The organism is Tindallia texcoconensis (genome assembly GCF_055383815.1).
Genome location: NZ_AP042431.1, coordinates 2960497 through 2979620 on the forward strand (window position 1 = coordinate 2960497; position 19124 = coordinate 2979620).

The following is a 19124-nucleotide window of genomic DNA, read 5'->3' on the forward strand; positions in this document are numbered from 1 at the left end:
AATAATCATTTGGAAAGAAGGAATTTGAGTGGTTCATACGTTTAAACGAAATGGAAAAGTGATGGCTGTTGATGTCTACTCTGGAGCAGTACATGTGATCAATGATCTGATTTATCACATGTTGGGAGAACATTCGGTTTTGAAGGATGAGCCTACCATCCGCCATCTTAAAAATACATATGGCGACGAAATGGTTGAAGCTGCTTTTTCGGAAATCGAAGCCCTAATTCAAAAGGGGATGCTATACACTCAACCAGAATCTGGAGATCAACAGATCCAACACAAAGAATCCGTAATCAAAGCCATGTGTCTTCATGTGGCTCATGATTGTAATTTATCTTGTGAATACTGCTTTGCAGCAGAAGGTACTTTTCATGGTGAAAGAGGGATGATGTCCCTAGAAACTGGTAAAAAAGCCCTCTCGTTTTTAGTGGAAAACTCTGGTAAAAGAAGGCAGTTGGAAGTAGATTTTTTTGGTGGAGAACCATTGCTTAATTTTTCATTAATTAAAGAATTGGTTGCTTATGGAAGAAGCCTAGAAAAAACCAACGGAAAAATCTTTCGATTTACACTAACGACAAATGCCCTAGCCCTGACAGATGACAAAATGGATTTCATCAATCAGGAAATGGAGAATATCGTATTAAGCCTGGATGGACGAAAGACGGTAAATGATCGAATGCGAAAAACCCTTGGGAGTAAGGGTTCTTACGATTTAATACAGCCTCAAATAACGAAAATGATTAAAAAAAGAGGTTCAAAACCTTATTTTGTTAGAGGAACATTTACTGCAAGGCATTTAGACTTTTCAGCAGATGTATTGCATATGGCAGACTTAGGATATCAACAAATATCCGTAGAGCCTGTGGTAGGTCCACCTGAAAAAGCGTATGCTCTTCGAGAATCTCATATACCAGCTATAGAACAAGAATACCAAACTTTGGCTGAGGCTTATCTTAGAAGAAAAGGGACAGATAAAGCCTTCCGCTTTTTTCATTTTATACTGGATTTAAAACAAGGTCCATGTATGAAAAAACGATCTGCAGGGTGTGGTGCTGGGACAGAGTATTTGGCAGTTACTCCAGAAGGGGATTTATACCCTTGTCATCAATTTGTTGGACAATCTCAATTTCGTTTGGGAGATGTGGAGTCTGGTCTAGTAAATAAGGGTCAACTAGAAAACTTTAGAAACGCAAATGTTTTCAATAAACTTGAGTGTAGAGAATGTTGGGCAAAGTACTATTGTAGTGGTGGATGTCATGCCAATGCATTTTTTGCAAACAAGGACCTTAATAAACCCTACGAACTTGGATGTCAAATGGAAAAGATCCGATTAGAAACAGCAATGACTATATTGGCCTGTGAAAGTGAGGAATCTTCATGATTAAAGAAAACAATCGACGACTTCCCCAGATCCATGATACTTGTTTTGTGGCAGAAACCGCCAGTGTTATAGGAAACGTAGTGATGGAAAAAGATGCAAGCCTTTGGTATGGAGTGATTGCCCGAGGTGATTACAACGATATTTTGATTGGTGAAGGCAGCAATATACAGGATGGTTCGGTACTTCATATAGCTTTCAATCACCCTACCATTGTTGGAGACTATGTAACCGTAGGCCACAATGCCATTATACATGGCTGTACTATTGGGAATGAAGTTCTTATTGGAATGGGAGCCATTATCATGAATGGCGCTACCGTAGGAGATAAAAGCATTGTTGCTGCAGGAAGTTTGGTTCCTGAAGGAAAAAAAATCCCTGCTGGCGTTTTAGCCATGGGATCACCGGCAAAAGTGATTCGAGAGCTAACGGAAGAAGAAAAGAAAAAAAACCGCCTATCAGCGGAACACTATATTGTATTTGCAAAGGAACATAAGGAACATAAAGCACAGGTGCAAGAATGCCTTTAATAAGGAGGGAATGGAATGAAAGCAAGATGCATAGCGGTTGTTCTGATCATTATAATGATTGCTGTTGGAGGCGTTATGATAGCCATCAACGGGATAACCATAGGCAATACAGAAATTAAACCAGTGATGGAAAATATCAATCAAGGCTTGGATCTTAGAGGTGGTGTCTTTGTCATCTTTGAGGCGGATACAGATGCTACAGGAGAAGAATTAGATCGTATCATTGAACAAACCATCAGTGTATTCCGAATGCGAGTGGATGGCATGGGACTGACAGAACCAGTAATTGTTCGAGAGGGCGATAACAGAGTTCGTGTAGAACTTCCGGGAGTGGAAGAAGTACAAGAGGCGCTGGATATGATTGGACGAACAGCCCAACTAGAATTTTTAGCGCCAGATGAGAGCACTGTTCTAACTGGTGGAAATGTTACTGGTGCAAATGCTACTTATGTGGATGGGGAAGCAAATCCTGTGGTTAGGTTGGAACTTGATCAGGAAGGAGCACGGAGTTTTGCTGAAGCTACAGGCACTTATATTGGTGAACCGATTTACATTATCTTAGATGATGAAATTATTTCAGCCCCAGTGGTTCGTTCACGAATTCCAGATGGTGTAGCGACTATTAGTGGTAACTTCACTATAGAAGAGGCTTCAAATTTAGCTGCTTTGATTCGGGCAGGTTCTTTACCTGTGAACCTATACGAAGTTCAGACATCCACCATTACTGCTAGTTTGGGAGTTGATGCTCTAAACCGAAGCATAGATGCTGCGAAAATTGGGATTGTATTAGTGTTGATTTTTATGTTGGTCGTCTATCGATTATCTGGTTTTGTGGCAAATATTGCCTTAACCATTTATATTTTATTAGTGCTAACCATCTTTGTAGCTCTTAATGCTACACTAACTTTGCCAGGTATTGCCGCATTGATTTTATCCATTGGGATGGCAGTAGATGCCAATGTGATTATTTTTGAACGAATAAAAGAAGAGATAATCAATGGCAAGAGCGTCCGTGTTTCTATCGATTCAGGTTTTAAACGTGCCTTTAGAACCATACTAGATGCTAATATAACCACATTGATTGCTGGCGTTACCTTATACCAGTTTGGGACAGGACCTATTCGAGGCTTTGCCGTTATGTTGATCATTGGTTTGATTGTCAGTATGTTTACGGCCATGGTGGTTACTCGGGTATTGTTAAAATCCTTGGTGGCTACGAACATGTTTAAAAATCCAAAATACTATGGAGTATAAAGGAGGGAACCTCATGGAAATTATTCATCAAAAGAAAATTTGGTTTTCTATTTCTGCAGCCATTATCCTGACGGCCCTTCTTTTTGCCGTTGTCGGAGGGGTTAACACCGGTATAGATTTTACCGGAGGAACCATTATGGAGTTTGATTTTCATCAACAGATAGAAGTCAGTGAAATTCGTCAAGTGACGAATCGCTTCGACGCAGATGCTAGTATTAATTTTATCGGATCAGAACAGGAACAAGTTCAAATTAGAACCATTGTCGATATGAATCATCAAGAACGAATGGAAGTATTTCATGAATTTCAAGAACAGTACGGAATCGTTGAAGACGATTTTTTGAGAGCGGCACAATTTGGTCCATCCATTGGGCAAGAAATCCAGAATAGAGCCTATTTATCTATTCTAATTGCAGCTATAGGGATGCTTATTTATATTACGTTCCGATTTGAATTTAGTTTTGGACTGGCAGCCATCATTGCATTGCTTCATGATATTCTCATTGTGGTATCCGTGTTTATTATTTTCAAAATCCCCATTAATAGTCCTTTTGTGGCGGCTATGTTAACCGTACTCGGGTACTCCATTAACGATACGATCGTTGTTTTTGACCGGATACGAGAAAATAGAAAATTAATGAAGAAATTTGATTTTACCAACCTCACAACAGAAAGTATCCGACAAACAATGAAGCGATCTATTTACACTTCAGTCACAACCCTTATTACAATTGTGGCACTATACATTCTTGGAGTGCCCATGATTAAGGATTTTGCTCTTCCATTGATTGCAGGTATTATTAGTGGAACCTATTCATCCATTTTTATTGCTAGTCCTGTATGGGTAATGATTAAGGAAAGATCAAAAGATCCGAATAAAACTTTTTCCAAAGCATAAACAGAACGACAGCGATCCTTTTAGGGGTGGCTGTTTCGTTTATTCCTTAACCATGAGATTTTTGTGTAAGAAAAGGGTATTCAATATTGAGTAAATGGAAATAAATCGATATAATGATAGTATTCTTTATTATGACTAATGGGAGGTTTGCCATGTTGCTCCAAGATAAAATTCGAGAGATTCAAGATTTTCCGAAAGAAGGCATTAACTTTAAGGACATTACGACACTTTTAAAAGATCCTGCTGCCCTTAGAAAAATGATTGATGATTTGTGTCAACCCCTTAAAAGTCAGCAAATAGATCTGGTTGTAGGACCAGAATCCAGAGGTTTTATCGTGGGAGTTCCTATTGCATACCTTCTGAATGCTGGTTTTGTACCCGTTCGTAAGCCTGGAAAATTACCGGCAGCCATTCAAAAATATGAGTATGACCTTGAATACGGAACCGATTCATTAGAAATTCATGAAGATGCCATACAGCCAGGCCAAAGAGTTGTGATTGTGGATGATTTATTGGCAACTGGAGGCACTATGAAAGCTACAGCTAAATTAATTGAACAACTTGGGGGAGAAGTGGTTTCCATGCAGTTTTTGATGGAATTAACATTCTTGAATGGACGTGAACAACTGAAAGGATATGAGATACACAGCCTTATTTCCTATGACCAATAACATAGATGAATTAAAATAACCTTATGGACTTATTGAAAACAGGGAGGTGAAGACATCATGTTGGAAAACTTAATCACGATGATAGAAGAACATAATCCAAATTGCGACGTCGAACTTATTATTCGAGCTTATCAGTTTGCGGAAAGTGCCCATGAAGGCCAATACCGCAAATCTGGAGATCGTTATTTTTCTCATCCTGTAGAAGTATCAAAAATATTGATTCAGCTGCAAATGGACAGCAGTACCATTGCAGCAGGTTTGATGCATGATGTACTTGAAGATACCCCCAATAGCTACGAAGCTATGAAAATGGAATTTGGAGAAGAAATTGCAGAGTTGGTGGAAGGTGTCACCAAACTAACTAAAATGAACTTTGAATCTAAAGAAGAAAAGCAAGCAGAGAATCTGCGTAAAATGTTTGTAGCCATGGCTAAAGACATTCGAGTGGTGCTTATAAAACTAGCCGACAGACTTCACAATATGAGAACTTTGAAATTTCAAAGTGATGACAAAAAAAAGGAAAAAGCAAGAGAAACGTTGGAAATTTTTGCGCCCATTGCTCATCGATTAGGAATGTCAAAGATCAAATGGGAATTAGAAGATCTGAGCCTTCTCTATATTGATCCCAAAGGGTATTACGATTTAGTAGACAAAGTAGCAAAAAAAAGAGATGAAAGAGAAGCTTTTATTAATCGAGTAATCGAAGAACTCCACGGGAAATTAGAAGATTTTAGTATCGAAAGCGAAATTTTTGGTCGCCCTAAACATTTTTATAGTATCTATAAAAAAATGGTGAATCAAGGAAGAGCCTTTGAAGAGATTTTTGACTTTTTAGCGATTCGAGTAATGGTAGATAGCATTAAAGACTGCTACGGTGTTTTAGGCGTAGTGCATACCATTTGGAAACCAATTCCGGGTCGTTTTAAAGATTATATCGCTATGCCAAAACCCAATATGTATCAATCTCTGCATACAACGGTGATTGGTCCAAAAGGAGAGCCCTTTGAAATTCAAATAAGAACCTATGAAATGAACAATATTGCAGAATTTGGGATTGCGGCTCATTGGAAATATAAAGAAAGCCAGAATGGCCTTAGTGAATCTGGTCGCGTCGATGAAAAGTTGAACTGGCTAAGTCAAATGATGGAATGGGAAAAAGAAACGAAAGATCCAGCAGAATTTATGGAATCCCTCCGTATAGATCTTTTTACCAACGAAGTTTTTGTTTTCACACCAAAAGGAAAAGTCATCGATTTACCAGCTGGATCGACTCCCATCGATTTTGCTTATAAAATCCATAGTGATATTGGGAATAAATGCGTAGGTGCCAAAGTAGATAGTAAAATGGTTCCTTTAAACTACAAATTAAAAAATGGAAATATTGTTGAAGTACTCACCTCCGGCAACAGTCATGGCCCTAGTCGAGACTGGCTAAAGATCGTTCAAAGCTCACAAGCCAAGACCAAAATAAAACAGTGGTTTAAGAAAGAACGACGAGAAGAAAATATTGCCAAAGGAAAAGATCTGATAGAACGTGAAGTAAAACGTATGAATGTACCAATTCATCTTGCCCTTAAAGAAAAAACAATGACGGCTATTGCGAATCGCATGAGCCTGCACTCTGACGAAGATTTATATGCAGCTGTTGGTTATGGTGGGATTGCTTTAGCCCAAGTCACTCCTAAAATAAGGGAATATATTAAAACCCAGATTCCACCAGAGGAATTAGAGCGATATATTCCAATATCACCTAAAAAAGAAGTAGAGAAGAAAACAATAGGCACAAAGTCTTCGGGAGTAACCATCAAAGGAATCGATAATATCATGATTCGTTTTTCAAAATGCTGCAATCCGGTTCCTGGAGATGATATTATTGGTTATATTACCAGAGGACGAGGGGTGTCGATTCATAGGAAAGACTGTCCTAGTTTGATGGAAAGTCCAGAACAGGATGAGCGCACCATCGAAGTAGAATGGGATAACAATAGTGAAATTAGTTTTCAGGCTGAATTGCAAGTGAATGCTTATGATCGGAAAAACCTCTTAAGGGAAATAACCCAAGTACTTACAGATGATAAAATTGCTGTGAACGCATTAAATGCACGCACCAACAACAAAGATAAGAAAGCAACCTTTAACTTAGTGGTAGAAATAAGCAGTACCGAGGATTTGGATAGATTAAGAAAAACCCTAAAAAGCCTAGATGGCGTGAAGGATGTATTTCGAGTAAAAACATAATTGAAGGAGGATTTTATGAGGGCTATAGTTCAGCGCGTCAAGTCTGCCTGTGTCTCTGTAGATGGAGAAGTGACAGGGGCTATATCCAATGGCCTACTAGTGTACCTAGGTGTTGGTAAACAAGATACAGAGAAAGATATCGAATATATGGTTGAAAAAATTACTAATTTAAGAATTTTTGAAGATGAATTAGGAAAAATGAATCGTTCCCTAATGGATGAAAAAGGTGAAATCCTCTGTATTTCCCAATTTACTCTATGGGGTGACTGTAGGAAAGGTAGAAGACCAAGTTTTACGGATGCTCGTGAACCTGAAGAAGCGGACAAAATGTATCGAGATTTTGTAGACAAATGCAAACAAAAAGGAATTAAAACAGAAACTGGAGTTTTTCAGGCACATATGGAAGTTTCCTCTGTAAATGATGGACCAGTTACCATGATGATTGACAGTGAAAAAACTTTTTAAACAGATGATAAATGGAGGGCATAGAGATGTTTTTAATGGAAAATTTAGTAACAGGACCACTACAAGTCAATACCTATCTGGTGGCGGATAAAGCTACTGGCAACTGCATTGTAATAGATCCTGGCGGTGATGCCAAAGGAATTATGGATAGGATAGAGGAAAAAGGCTGGTCTGCACAAAAAATCGTCTTAACTCATGGCCACGGAGATCATATTGGAGCACTAAAGGATTTAATTGAAAAACTCAACATACCTATAGCAATTCATCATCAAGATGCATCAATGATTGCAGATGGACAGCGAAACTTCACTGCTAGAATGGGTGCACCTATAGAAGTCGTTGCAGACGAACGACTAGAGGATGGTGACGAAATTAAATTAGGTGAATCTATTATCAAAGTTATCCATACGCCTGGCCATACCCAAGGTGGGATTTGTCTTTTAGCCGGCGATATGCTTTTCGCTGGAGATACTTTATTTATGCAATCCATCGGACGAACGGATCTTGAAGGCGGAAATCTATTTCAATTGTTAGAGTCCATAAAGCAAAAACTCATGGTGCTGGATGAAGAAGTAATCGTGTTTCCTGGTCACGGACCAGATACCACTATAAAAATGGAGAAAATGAGTAATCCGCATCTTAGATAAAAGGCCAGATTATTGAGAAAAAGAACGGGAGCATGAAATGAAACTGGTGATTAGAGTTCAAGAATCTGCAGATAGATATGAAATACGTGAATTAGCACGACTTTTTATGATGGACAAGGAATTCTCGGTTGTCAATTTAGATGGATTAGACGAACACGGAAGAAAGATAGCGTGTTCTGAAGTTGCGGCGTTAATGATTACAGCAAAATTCCAACGCGAAAAACACGAAACAAAAGTCTTAATAATGGCTACTGGAAGAATCAATCTAATCTGGAAAACAACCCTACAGCCCGTAGAAGACCAAAGAAAGCAGCGAAAAAATGAAAAAAGACAGTTAAAAAGACATATCTTTGACTTGTTACAATCAATATATCCTACATGGTTGCCCTGGGGGATTTTAACAGGGGTAAGGCCTGTTAAAATAGCTCATGAAATATTACAAGAAAAAAACGAAGAATCAAAGGCGATCCTTCATCTTCAAGAAGAAACCAGGATGACAGAAGCAAAGGCAAGCATTATTACCGAAGTTGCTTGTCGACAAAGAGAATATCTGAAACGCCTAAATCTTAAATCTGTAAGCCTTTATATCAACATTCCTCTTTGTCCTACTAAATGTAGCTATTGCTCCTTTGCTTCTCAATCTATTCATTCTCAAGAAGATCCAATATTGCAAGACTATTTGCGTGGCTTGTTACATGAGTTGAAAACAGTCATAAACATGTTGAAAAGTACAGAATACGGGATTCAAAGCATTTATATCGGAGGAGGAACACCTTCTGTCTTTTCTGAAAAACAATTAGAACATTTTTTTGAAACACTATCAAGCCTATGGGATCTTCAGGCTATTGATGAAATAACCTTTGAAGGTGGACGGCCAGATACATTGACCAAAGAAAAGCTGGCTCAGCTTTCGAAGTATCCTGTACATAGAATCAGTATTAATCCACAGACACTACAGGACAGAACACTTCACAAAATCAATCGCCGTCATACGGTACAGGATTTTTTCTCTGTCTACGAAGATGCGGTTGCTGTAGGGATAAGCAATATTAATGTTGATTTAATCATGGGATTGCCAGGAGAATCTCCAGATGATTTTAGAGATACTTTAAACAAATTAGCCCATTTAGACGTACAGAGCCTAACCATACACTCCTTGGCCATGAAGAGGACAGCTGGTTTGAAAAAACAACATTATGCCTTTGAATGGAATCACACTCAAGCAGCTTCCCTTATGCAACAAGTCTACGAATTTGCTCACATATCTGGCTTAGAAGCCTATTACCTATATCGACAAAAAAACATGTTGGCTAATATGGAAAACGTCGGCTTTTCAAAACCGGATAGAGCATCTCTATACAATATTTTAATGATGGAAGAAAGACAGACGGTTCTTGGAATAGGTGCTGGAGCCGTAACTAAGCTTATCTACCCTCAGGAAAACAGAGTCCAGCGTATCCCAGGTATAAAAGATATTAGAGTTTACTTGGAACGAATGCCAACATACCATGAAAAATGGAGACAAATATTGGAAGAAATTTAAAGGAGCGAAGAGGATATGACAGAAAAATCTTATGATAAAAGAACCCATATGTGTGGCGTTTTGACCGAAGCCTTAATAGGGCAACAAGTAACCTTAAACGGATGGGTTCAAAAAAGAAGAGATTTAGGTGGATTGATTTTTATTGACCTTCGAGACAGAACAGGGTTAGTTCAAATTATATGCGATCAAGATTTATCTAGCCAAGCTTTTCAAGAAGCAGAAAAACTAGGTTCGGAATATGTGATTTCTATTACGGGTAAAGTAGAAAGACGACAGGCAGAAAATCCTAATTTAGCAACTGGAAAAATCGAAGTATATGCCGAAAAACTTAAAATTGTTAATGAAGCAGATACCCCTCCCATCTATATCAAAGATGACGATGACGTTACCGAAGGCCTAAGACTGAAGTATCGATACCTTGATTTACGTAAACCATCCATGCAAGCAAATCTTCTCTTAAGACAGCAAGTGTCGAATCTAGTACGATTTTTTTTGACAGAAGAAGGCTTTGCGGAAGTGGAAACGCCTATGCTAACGAAGCCTACACCAGAAGGCGCCAGAGATTACCTAGTACCAAGTCGAGTCAATGAAGGGAAATTTTATGCGTTGCCACAGTCACCACAACTATTCAAACAGTTATTAATGGTTTCAGGAATGGATCGATATTTTCAAATTGTAAAATGTTTCAGAGATGAAGACCTACGAGCAGATCGTCAACCAGAATTCACACAAATAGATTGTGAAATGTCTTTTGTCGATCAAGAAGAAGTCATTGAGCTTAATAGTAAATTATTACAGCATGTCTTGAAGCAAGTGAAAGGCATTGATATATCACTGCCTTTTCCACGTTTAACCTATCAAGAAGCTATGAATCGATTTGGTTCAGATAAGCCAGATCTTCGATTTGCCATGGAATTAATCGATCTTTCTGATTTGATGAAGAATTCTGGCTTTAAAGTCTTTGCAGACACAGTGAAAAAACAAGGACAGGTAAAATGTATTAATGTTAAAGAACAGGCAGAACATTATAGCAGGAAAGATATTACAAAACTAGAAGAACTAGCAAAAACTTACGGAGCTAAAGGCTTAGCATGGATGAAAGTGGAAGCAGATGGCGTTGTTAATGCACCCATTGGCAAGTTTTTCTCAGAAGAAGAAATTTCATCCCTTTTGGAAAGAACGGAGGCTAAAGCTGGAGATTTATTGCTTTTTGTAGCTGATCAGCCCTCTGTCGTAGCAGCAGCCCTTGGACATTTAAGAGCAGAGCTGGCAGATGCTTTAGGACTCTATGAGGAAGAAGATTATCAGTTTGTCTGGATAACAGATTTTCCTTTATTAGAGTTTAATGAAGAAACCCAACGCTATGTTGCAATGCACCATCCTTTTACCGCACCCGTGGAAGAAGATTATCTAAAACTTAAAAAAGACCCCGCTTCCGTGAGAGCTCAAGCCTACGACATTGTACTGAATGGGTATGAAATAGGCGGTGGCAGCATTCGGATTCATTCTTCCGAAATGCAGTCAGATATGTTTAGAGCACTTGGTTTCTCTGAAGAAGAAGCCCAAGAAAAATTCGGGTTTTTATTAGATGCATTTCGATATGGGACACCTCCCCATGGTGGGATTGCCTTTGGTTTGGATCGTCTTGTGATGCTATTAGCAGGAGAAGATAATATTCGTCAGGTCATTGCTTTTCCTAAAACACAGAACGCCACATGTCCGTTGACAGATGCACCAAGTACAGCGGATGAAAGCCAGCTAGAAGAACTTCATATTGGATTAAGGACGAAATAGAGCAAAGCAATTGACAGAGAATTCTGTTTTGATACAATAGAATGAAGTAATCGTATATAGGGTAAGAACCAGCGGGAAAGGGGATGACCATGAAGGAAGCAAAACAAGTAAGCGATTATATCCATCTGGAACGCGCAACAGAAGTACTAAAAGACATGGTAAGTATTTACAGTCCGTATTTTCAGGAAGAAAAAATCATGGAATACGTTCATGATTGGCTGAAATCCAAGGGATTAGATGCATCCTATCATCGCTATCACGAAAAGAAAGTCACCAACTTTCGGGGGACCAATGTCATTGGAAGAATGAAAGGTCAAGACGAAGGCCCCCATATATTACTAAATGGCCATTTGGATAGCGTTGAAATTTGTGCAGGGTGGACAAAAGATCCATTGGGGGCCGAAGTGGAAGATGGAAAGCTTTATGGAGTCGGTGCCGTTGATATGAAAGCTGGATGTGTAGCGATCATGTTGGCTGTAGAGGCCTTTGTGAATACCGTGGATTCCTTTAACGGTGAGATTCTTTACACCTTTGTATCAGATGAAGAAGGGCCTTACGGTCTTGGAACAGACGCTCTGATTTTAGATGGAATTACAGACTTTATTGATGTGGCCATTGTAACTGAGCCTGGAGGTACCTTCACAGATAATGAATTTCCATCCCTCTGTCTTGGCGCTCGTGGTGGCTGGTCTTATACCGTAACAACCTATGGGAAAAGTGCCCATGCTGCAACACCAGAGAAAGGCATCGATGCTGTCGAAGATGCGGCTAAACTCATGATGGAACTCAAAAAAAGCCCGCTTAGGGAAGTGTCTAAACTGGGGAAGGGATCCTTTGCCATTATTGACTTCCAAGGTGGTGGAGCTGCTTGTAGCGTACCAGATAAAGCATCTTTCACTGTATTTCGCCATACGGTTACAGGTGAAGATTTAAGTTTTTTACGAAATGAAGTGGATCAAGCTGCAAAAAGAGCCAACTTGAAAGGCGACTATTCGATGAAATTCCGTGAAGCTCCTCACCCTGATAACGGAGGGTTTCATCCTTATACAATTTCTGAGAGTAATCCCTATACGAGAGCCATGAAGGAAAGCATTAAAAATGTAACTGGAACCCATCCTACTATTAGTTATTTTCCGAGTATTGGAGACTTTAATTATCTAGGAAGTAGAGTAAAGGTGCCCACATATGTTTTTGGACCAGAAGGTGGCAATTTTCATACAGCTGATGAGTATGTTGATTTAAAAAGTGTTGTAAAAACAGCTGAAGTAATTTATGACTATTTGAAAAGCCTTCTTTCTTAAATGCTTTTTGTTGTCAAACGCTTGGGAATGTGGTACGATAAATATGTAGCAATCCTGCCGTGTGCGTAAATACGGCTTAGTTTTGAGCCAACACTATTACCTTGGGAATTCGGAGTCCTGCAGTGGAATAAAAGCCCTTTAGGGAATTAAGAAGCTGCAGGCAGAGCACCCACCTGCGACAGCAGGGTCAAAACGGTCGATATACGGCATGGCGGGTACTACCTAAAAACCCTTTAGATTAAGGGGTTTTTTTTATCTAAAACTGGGAATACATATAAAGGGACCAAAAGGAATCTATGTATGATGTGCAGATAGTTGAAAGGAGCAAGAAGAATGAAACAATGCGGACAAGTCATTCAAGTGATGGATGGAACAGCAAAAGTGAAAATGCAGCGTCATGCTAGCTGTTCTGGCTGCAATGCCTGTAAAATGGGCTCTTCTGAAAAACCTATTGAATTAGAGGCTTTAAATCAGCTTGATGCACAGAAAGGGGATTGGGTTGAGGTAGAAATGGAAAATGAATACGTCTTAACCGCTGCTTTTCTAATGTATGTAGTACCACTTTTGTTTTTAATAGCAGGAGTCTTAATGGGTCATTTTGTTTTAGGACTGTTAGGCGTGGGAGTCTACAAAGAACTTTTAACTGCGGTTATAGCCTTTTCTGCCACAGGCCTCGCCTATTTTTTATTAAACAGAAGCGAGAAAAAAAGAAGCTTCAAAGAGCGAATGCTCCCTAATATTGCTGATATTATTGATCATCCAGAAGAAATAGAAACGTCATCGTAAAAATCCTTGAATGGACAAGAAAGGAGAAAAAATATGATTATTGAATGTTTAAAAGACAAAGATCAAGAAATCTATGATGTGATTCAGAAAGAAACCAGGAGGCAACGTGATAATATTGAGTTGATTGCTTCAGAAAACTTTGTTTCTATTGCGGTCATGGAAGCCATGGGAAGTCAATTAACTAATAAATATGCAGAGGGTTATCCAGCCCATCGCTATTATGGAGGCTGCGAAGAAGTAGATGTAGCTGAGAATCTAGCAAGAGATCGAATGAAAAAATTATTTGATGCAGAACATGCTAATGTCCAACCACATTCAGGTTCTGGAGCAAATTTTGGTGTTTATTTTTCTATTTTAAAGCCAGGAGATAAGGTGTTGGGGATGAATCTTTCTCATGGAGGTCACCTAACCCATGGTAGCCCTGTGAACATGTCTGGAGCTTATTATGAGTTTGTAGATTATGGGGTTGATGAAAAGACACAACAAATAGATTATAACCAAGTAATGGCTATTGCCAAGCAAGAAAAACCAAAACTGATCGTAGCCGGTACCAGTGCCTACCCTCGGGAAATTGACTTTAAAAAGTTTCGAGAAATTGCCGATGAAGTTGGTGCTTATTTAATGGTAGATATGGCTCACATCGCTGGGATTGTTGCAGCTGGACTTCATCAAAACCCATGCCCCTATGCAGATTTTGTGACTACTACTACGCATAAAACCCTCAGAGGCCCACGAGGTGGTGCGATCCTTTGCAAAAAAGAGCACGCAAAAATGATTGACAAATCAATTTTTCCCGGGATTCAAGGCGGCCCACTGATGCATGTCATAGCAGCCAAAGCAGTTGCCTTTAAAGAAGCCTTGGAACCAGGATTCAAAGAGTACCAACAACAAACCTTAAACAACGCCAAACATTTAAGCAAATCCTTGGAAAGTCATGGATTTACAATGGTTTCAGGTGGAACTGATACCCACTTATTGTTAGTAGATTTGAGAAATAAAGGCATTACAGGAAAAGAAGCAGAAAAATTATTAGATGAAGTAAACATTACTTGCAATAAAAATACAATTCCATTTGATCCAGAGAGTCCTTTTGTCACCAGTGGAATTCGCCTTGGAACTCCAGCCGTCACTACAAGGGGAATGAATGAAGAGGCCATGGAAATCATTGCAGCATGTATGGCACAAATCATAGCTCATCCAGAACAAAAACAGCAGGTACGAGCTAAAGTAGCAGAATTAAGCAAACAATACACGCTCTATGAATCAACGAGCTGTTAAGAAACGTTACCTGTATCAGGAGGGATGTCATGGTAACTAAAAATGTACTGATGACCATTCTGCAGAAGATACTTGAAACCATTGATGAAGGAGTTCATGTCATCGATCGAAATGGATTCACCATTCTTTACAATAAATCCATGGCTGAATTGGAAGGCATGTCTATTGAAGAAGTGATGGGACAAAAGTTTCTAAATGTTTTTCCAGAAATGGATACAGAAAGCAGTACACTTCTTAAAGTTTTAAAGACTGAAAAAACAATCATGAATCAAAGTCAAGTATATCTCAATAAGCAAAAAAAGAAGATTACAACCATTAATTCAACCATACCTTTGTATTATGAAGGCCAAATCATTGGAGCTGTTGAAATAGCACGAAATATCACTAAGATAAAAGAAATGTCCGATGAAATTATGCGCTTGCAACAAAGTTTAAGTAACCCTGTTTCTGCTAAGAAAAAGAATCAGATCTCCTACTATACCTTTGAGAATATCAAAGGAGAGAGCCCGCGTTTTTTAAAAGCCATGAGAATGGCAAAAAAAGCAGCTCAGTCTTCTTCTAGCGTATTGGTATATGGTGAAACAGGCACTGGAAAAGAGCTTTTTGTTCAAGGAATTCATTATGCCAGTGAACGAAAAAACCATCCCTTTATTGCACAAAACTGTGCCGCCTTCCCAGAATCCCTATTGGAAGGCATTCTTTTTGGCACTTCAAAAGGTAGTTTTACTGGGGCTATTGATCGACCAGGCCTTTTTGAGCAAGCCAATGGTGGAACAATTTTGTTGGACGAAATAAACTCCATGGGTAGAGATTTGCAAGCGAAACTTTTGAGAGTACTGCAAGAGGGCTATGTTAGAAGAGTTGGTGGATTAAAAGATATCCCCGTAGACGTACGTATTATTGCTACCACCAACGAAGCGCCAGAAAATTTGCTCTTGCACAATATTATCAGAAAAGATTTATTCTATCGGATTAATGTCATTAACATTGTGATTCCTCCACTAAGAGAACGCAAAGAAGATATCGAAATCCTTACAAAGTCTTTTATTCAGAAGCACAATGACTCCCTGGGTAAAAGCATAGAAAGCATTGAATTTGAATGCAAAGAAGCATTTTATCAATATAGTTGGCCAGGCAATATTCGAGAGCTAGAAAATGCCATAGAAGGCGCCATGAACTTAACCCATTCAGAGAATGTTTTAGAAAAAGAAGACTTTCCAGAATACCTCTTTAGAGAAGCGGAGAAAAAATTTGCACAAGAGCAAAATAGTTTGCACTTGGAAGTGGATGCTCCCTTATCTTTAAACGATTTAATGCAAAAAGTAGAAGTGACCTACATTAAAAAAGCACTGGCAGCCACCAATGGAAATATAAGCCAGGCCGCTAAGCAATTGGGTATCAAGCGTCAAACCCTTCAACATAAAATAAAAAAACTCAGGGTTTAAACAATAAAAACCCTCTTTTGGCATAAAAGTTGCATTAAGATATAAGCAACAAAAATGAGAAGGAGGGTTTTTTATTATGGAAAATATTAAAGTGATTATTTGGGGATTTGGAGCTATGGGAAGTGGTATGGCGAAAATGTTACTAAACAAGCAAGGCGTGGATATTGTAGGGGTATGTCGACGAAACCCAAGCTATGTTGGTAAAGATGTTTACGATGTATTAGACATTAAGCGTGGAGACAGAGACCCCATCTACATTACCGATGATATCGAATCAATTGTGAAGAAAAAAAGTGCAGACGTGGTTTTGATTGCAACGGATTCACATACAAAAGACACCATGGATAAAATTAGATTAGTTGCTCAAAATGGCATCAATATTATTTCTATTGCAGAAGAGATGGCTTACCCAAAAACACAAGAGCCGGAATTAGCAGAAGAAATGGATAAAATTGCTAAAGAAAACGATATCACCATACTTGGAACCGGCATTAATCCAGGATTTGTTTTAGACTTACTAGTTCTAGCCTTAACAGGTACCTGTGAAGAAGTAGACTTTATCAAAGCTTCTCGTGTCAACGATCTTTCTCCATTTGGAGGTACGGTCATGAAAGGACAAGGTGTTGGCCTTACAGAAGATGCCTTCAATAAAGGGGTTGCAGATGGATCTGTTGTTGGACATGTTGGATTCCCAGAAAGTATTCAAATGGTAGGCGATGGTCTAGGATTTAAAATCGACAAGATTGATCAAACTAGAGAACCCATTGTCAGCACCGTAGAAAGAGAAACAGATCACGTAAAAGTTGAAGCTGGAAACGTTGCTGGATGCCGTCATTGTGCTACTGGTGAAGTTAATGGTGTGGTTAAAATCGATATGGAGCATCCACAGCAAATCCATCCACACTTGGAAGGACAAGAAACAGGAGATTATATTTGGGTTCGAGGAAATCCAGATATCAATATGGCCATTCAACCTGAAATTCCAGGTGGAACTGGCACCATTGCTATGGCCGTCAACATGATTCCTCATGTCATTAATAGCCGTGCTGGATTAAAAACAATGCTTGATCTACCTGTACCAAGAGCTATAATGGGTGACATGAGAGATTTATTGGAAAAGTAGGAGGGAATGAGAATGATTAAAAAAGGAACCTGGGTAAAAATACAGGATACAATATTAGAGTCCGGTCACCGGGCTCCACAGCTCCCTGAAGACACTAAAAAAGTACCTTTGATTATGTGGGCAAAAGGATTTCTTCAGGAAGATGCTGAAGTGAAAAGTATTGCTACGGTAAAAACCATTACGGGTCGATTAGTTAAAGGTCAGGTCATGGAAGTGGAGCCAAGCTACAAACATGATTTTGGTGATTTTGTACCAGAATTGCTTCAGATCGGGACAATGGGAAGAGACGCTTTATGGGGAGGTGAAGACCTTGAATAAAGATTTTAGCTATGAAGCTGTCATGAATCGAAAACCTCAAATCATGAAAGACTCAGTGGGTATTGATTATGCAACCTATGAAGCAGAAGGAATCGGCTTTGACTATGAGCGGATGATGAAGGAAACTGGCTATACCTTAGCTGAAATGCAGGAAATTCAGGGTCAGACTGGAGTAGGAAATACACCGCTATTAGAAATGAAAAACCTGACAAAACTTGCAAGAAAATATGCACCAAAAGGAAAGGGAGCTAGAATCTTTATCAAAGACGAAGCCTCCAATCCCTCTGGTAGCTTTAAGGCACGACGGGCAGCCAATGCCGTTTATCACGCTAAAAAGCTTGGCTATAAAGGGGTTATTGCTGCCACTAGTGGAAACTACGGAGCTGCTGTTGCCAGCCAGGCAGCGATGCATGGTTTGAAATGCATTGTTGTTCAGGAATGCTACGACAGTAATTATGTAGGCCAACCCGAAATCATTGAAAAAGCAAGAAAGTGTGAAGCCTATGGAGCAGAAGTAGTTCAGACTTCAGTAGGTCCAGAATTGTTCTATGTTTTCTTGAAGATGTTAGAAGAAACAGGATACTTTAATGCGTCTCTTTACACGCCTTTTGGGATTGCAGGAGTAGAAACCTTAGGGTATGAAATTGCAATGCAGTTTCGCGAACGAGAAGGCCGTGATCCAGATGCGGTCATTTGCACCAATGCAGGTGGTGGAAATCTAACGGGAACGGCTAGAGGTCTTATAAAAGCAGGTGCAGATAATACGAAAATAATTGCAGCAAGCGTGGATTTAACAGGCCTACACATGGCTAGTGATAACCAGTTTAACCTCAAATCCTTTACAACGGGCCATACAGGATTTGGTATGCCTTTTGCTACTAGTCCAGATCGATCAGATGTTCCACGATCTGCAGCCAGACCCCTTCGATACATGGATCGATATGTATTGGTAAACCAGGGGGAAGTATTCCTAATGACAGAACTGTTAGCGCAAATGGAAGGCCTTGAAAGAGGGCCTGCTGGAAATACAGCTTTAGCGGCAGCTTTTAGTTTGGCACAGGAAATGGATGAAGATAAGATTATTGTAGTGCAGGAAACAGAGTATACAGGAGCTGGCAAACATATTAATGCCCAATTAACGTTTGCACGGAAAAACGGAATCGAAATTTTCTTTGGGGATCCTCGAAAAGAAGAAAAAGGAAAGAACATTATTTTACCAGAGGACCTATCCTTCATTAAAGCTCAAGAAGTGGATATGAACAAATTAAGAAAATCTTTAATTAAAAATGCCGTTGCGCAAGCTGAAAAAATTACGGATGAAGACATAGAATATTTAGTCATCGAAACCAATGCCTCTCGAGGATTTGTGGAGGAACAATTGGAAAATTTGGAAATCAACCGTCAGTAATGATATAATAAGAAAAGACACAGAGGCGGCTTATGGCCGCCTCA

Annotated in this window: 17 protein-coding genes and 1 other RNA gene; all 18 read left to right on the top strand. The window is 39.2% G+C overall.

What is annotated here, in order from left to right; all coding sequences use genetic code 11:
- Nucleotides 1–28 precede the first annotated feature (28 nt).
- The 18 genes from scfB (at nucleotide 29) to ortB (ending at nucleotide 19080) form a co-directional block, all read left to right on the top strand.
- Complete coding sequence (scfB, locus tag ACZ47N_RS13470) at nucleotides 29–1384, top strand: thioether cross-link-forming SCIFF peptide maturase (protein WP_464887046.1); 1356 nt, start codon at nucleotides 29–31, stop codon at nucleotides 1382–1384.
- A complete protein-coding gene (locus ACZ47N_RS13475; protein ID WP_464887047.1) occupies nucleotides 1381–1911 on the top strand; it encodes a gamma carbonic anhydrase family protein in 531 nt (176 codons plus the stop codon). The genes scfB and ACZ47N_RS13475 overlap by 4 nt, the downstream gene beginning before the upstream one ends.
- Before the next feature lie 15 nt (nucleotides 1912–1926).
- Nucleotides 1927–3165 (top strand): protein translocase subunit SecD, encoded by a 1239-nt coding sequence (gene secD / locus ACZ47N_RS13480; RefSeq protein ID WP_464887048.1) that lies wholly within the window; start codon nucleotides 1927–1929, stop codon nucleotides 3163–3165.
- Nucleotides 3166–3178: 13 nt separating this feature from the next.
- Nucleotides 3179–4063, top strand: coding sequence for a protein translocase subunit SecF (secF, locus tag ACZ47N_RS13485; RefSeq protein WP_464887049.1), 885 nt, complete (start codon nucleotides 3179–3181; stop codon nucleotides 4061–4063).
- A 152-nt stretch (nucleotides 4064–4215) separates the two neighbouring features.
- Complete coding sequence (locus tag ACZ47N_RS13490) at nucleotides 4216–4734, top strand: adenine phosphoribosyltransferase (protein WP_464887050.1); 519 nt, start codon at nucleotides 4216–4218, stop codon at nucleotides 4732–4734.
- A 57-nt stretch (nucleotides 4735–4791) separates the two neighbouring features.
- Nucleotides 4792–6972 carry a RelA/SpoT family protein gene (locus ACZ47N_RS13495; RefSeq protein WP_464887051.1) on the top strand — a complete coding sequence of 727 codons (2181 nt, stop codon included), beginning with the start codon at nucleotides 4792–4794 and terminating at the stop codon, nucleotides 6970–6972.
- A gap of 15 nt (nucleotides 6973–6987) precedes the next feature.
- The gene (gene dtd / locus ACZ47N_RS13500) at nucleotides 6988–7437 is read left to right on the top strand and encodes a D-aminoacyl-tRNA deacylase (protein ID WP_464887052.1); all 450 of its coding nucleotides are present in this window, start codon (nucleotides 6988–6990) and stop codon (nucleotides 7435–7437) included.
- A 26-nt stretch (nucleotides 7438–7463) separates the two neighbouring features.
- Nucleotides 7464–8084: an MBL fold metallo-hydrolase gene (locus ACZ47N_RS13505; protein ID WP_464887053.1), complete on the top strand. Its 621-nt coding sequence runs from the start codon at nucleotides 7464–7466 to the stop codon at nucleotides 8082–8084.
- A 37-nt stretch (nucleotides 8085–8121) separates the two neighbouring features.
- Nucleotides 8122–9627 (top strand): coproporphyrinogen dehydrogenase HemZ, encoded by a 1506-nt coding sequence (hemZ, locus tag ACZ47N_RS13510; RefSeq protein WP_464887054.1) that lies wholly within the window; start codon nucleotides 8122–8124, stop codon nucleotides 9625–9627.
- A gap of 15 nt (nucleotides 9628–9642) precedes the next feature.
- On the top strand, nucleotides 9643–11421 hold the full coding sequence (gene aspS, locus ACZ47N_RS13515; protein WP_464887055.1) for an aspartate--tRNA ligase: 1779 nt from the start codon (nucleotides 9643–9645) through the stop codon (nucleotides 11419–11421).
- Nucleotides 11422–11510: 89 nt separating this feature from the next.
- Nucleotides 11511–12722: a M20 family metallopeptidase gene (locus ACZ47N_RS13520; protein WP_464887056.1), complete on the top strand. Its 1212-nt coding sequence runs from the start codon at nucleotides 11511–11513 to the stop codon at nucleotides 12720–12722.
- A gap of 48 nt (nucleotides 12723–12770) precedes the next feature.
- A non-coding RNA gene (ssrS, locus tag ACZ47N_RS13525) (6S RNA) lies at nucleotides 12771–12944 on the top strand.
- Nucleotides 12945–13055: 111 nt separating this feature from the next.
- Nucleotides 13056–13508 (top strand): SoxR reducing system RseC family protein, encoded by a 453-nt coding sequence (locus tag ACZ47N_RS13530; RefSeq protein ID WP_464887057.1) that lies wholly within the window; start codon nucleotides 13056–13058, stop codon nucleotides 13506–13508.
- A gap of 33 nt (nucleotides 13509–13541) precedes the next feature.
- Nucleotides 13542–14786 (top strand): serine hydroxymethyltransferase, encoded by a 1245-nt coding sequence (locus tag ACZ47N_RS13535; protein ID WP_464887058.1) that lies wholly within the window; start codon nucleotides 13542–13544, stop codon nucleotides 14784–14786.
- A 29-nt stretch (nucleotides 14787–14815) separates the two neighbouring features.
- Complete coding sequence (locus tag ACZ47N_RS13540) at nucleotides 14816–16231, top strand: sigma-54 interaction domain-containing protein (protein WP_464887059.1); 1416 nt, start codon at nucleotides 14816–14818, stop codon at nucleotides 16229–16231.
- 76 nt (nucleotides 16232–16307) lie between these two features.
- Entirely contained in the window at nucleotides 16308–17354 is a 1047-nt protein-coding gene (gene ord, locus ACZ47N_RS13545; RefSeq protein ID WP_464887060.1) for a 2,4-diaminopentanoate dehydrogenase, read from the top strand.
- Between the two features lie 12 nt (nucleotides 17355–17366).
- Nucleotides 17367–17672, top strand: a complete 306-nt coding sequence (gene ortA / locus ACZ47N_RS13550; RefSeq protein ID WP_464887061.1) for a 2-amino-4-oxopentanoate thiolase subunit OrtA — start codon at nucleotides 17367–17369, stop codon at nucleotides 17670–17672.
- A 22-nt stretch (nucleotides 17673–17694) separates the two neighbouring features.
- Entirely contained in the window at nucleotides 17695–19080 is a 1386-nt protein-coding gene (ortB, locus tag ACZ47N_RS13555; RefSeq protein WP_464888448.1) for a 2-amino-4-oxopentanoate thiolase subunit OrtB, read from the top strand.
- Nucleotides 19081–19124 lie beyond the last annotated feature (44 nt).

What these genes read in the sequence shown, in the direction of transcription:
- ACZ47N_RS13475 (WP_464887047.1), top strand. Translation starts at nt 1,381, where the DNA reads ATGATTAAAGAAAACAATCGACGACTTCCCCAGATCCATGATACTTGT.
- secD (WP_464887048.1), top strand. Translation starts at nt 1,927, where the DNA reads ATGAAAGCAAGATGCATAGCGGTTGTTCTGATCATTATAATGATTGCT.
- secF (WP_464887049.1), top strand. Translation starts at nt 3,179, where the DNA reads ATGGAAATTATTCATCAAAAGAAAATTTGGTTTTCTATTTCTGCAGCC.
- ACZ47N_RS13490 (WP_464887050.1), top strand. Translation starts at nt 4,216, where the DNA reads ATGTTGCTCCAAGATAAAATTCGAGAGATTCAAGATTTTCCGAAAGAA.
- ACZ47N_RS13495 (WP_464887051.1), top strand. Translation starts at nt 4,792, where the DNA reads ATGTTGGAAAACTTAATCACGATGATAGAAGAACATAATCCAAATTGC.
- dtd (WP_464887052.1), top strand. Translation starts at nt 6,988, where the DNA reads ATGAGGGCTATAGTTCAGCGCGTCAAGTCTGCCTGTGTCTCTGTAGAT.
- ACZ47N_RS13505 (WP_464887053.1), top strand. Translation starts at nt 7,464, where the DNA reads ATGTTTTTAATGGAAAATTTAGTAACAGGACCACTACAAGTCAATACC.
- hemZ (WP_464887054.1), top strand. Translation starts at nt 8,122, where the DNA reads ATGAAACTGGTGATTAGAGTTCAAGAATCTGCAGATAGATATGAAATA.
- aspS (WP_464887055.1), top strand. Translation starts at nt 9,643, where the DNA reads ATGACAGAAAAATCTTATGATAAAAGAACCCATATGTGTGGCGTTTTG.
- ACZ47N_RS13520 (WP_464887056.1), top strand. Translation starts at nt 11,511, where the DNA reads ATGAAGGAAGCAAAACAAGTAAGCGATTATATCCATCTGGAACGCGCA.
- ACZ47N_RS13530 (WP_464887057.1), top strand. Translation starts at nt 13,056, where the DNA reads ATGAAACAATGCGGACAAGTCATTCAAGTGATGGATGGAACAGCAAAA.
- ACZ47N_RS13535 (WP_464887058.1), top strand. Translation starts at nt 13,542, where the DNA reads ATGATTATTGAATGTTTAAAAGACAAAGATCAAGAAATCTATGATGTG.
- ACZ47N_RS13540 (WP_464887059.1), top strand. Translation starts at nt 14,816, where the DNA reads ATGGTAACTAAAAATGTACTGATGACCATTCTGCAGAAGATACTTGAA.
- ord (WP_464887060.1), top strand. Translation starts at nt 16,308, where the DNA reads ATGGAAAATATTAAAGTGATTATTTGGGGATTTGGAGCTATGGGAAGT.
- ortA (WP_464887061.1), top strand. Translation starts at nt 17,367, where the DNA reads ATGATTAAAAAAGGAACCTGGGTAAAAATACAGGATACAATATTAGAG.
- ortB (WP_464888448.1), top strand. Translation starts at nt 17,695, where the DNA reads ATGAATCGAAAACCTCAAATCATGAAAGACTCAGTGGGTATTGATTAT.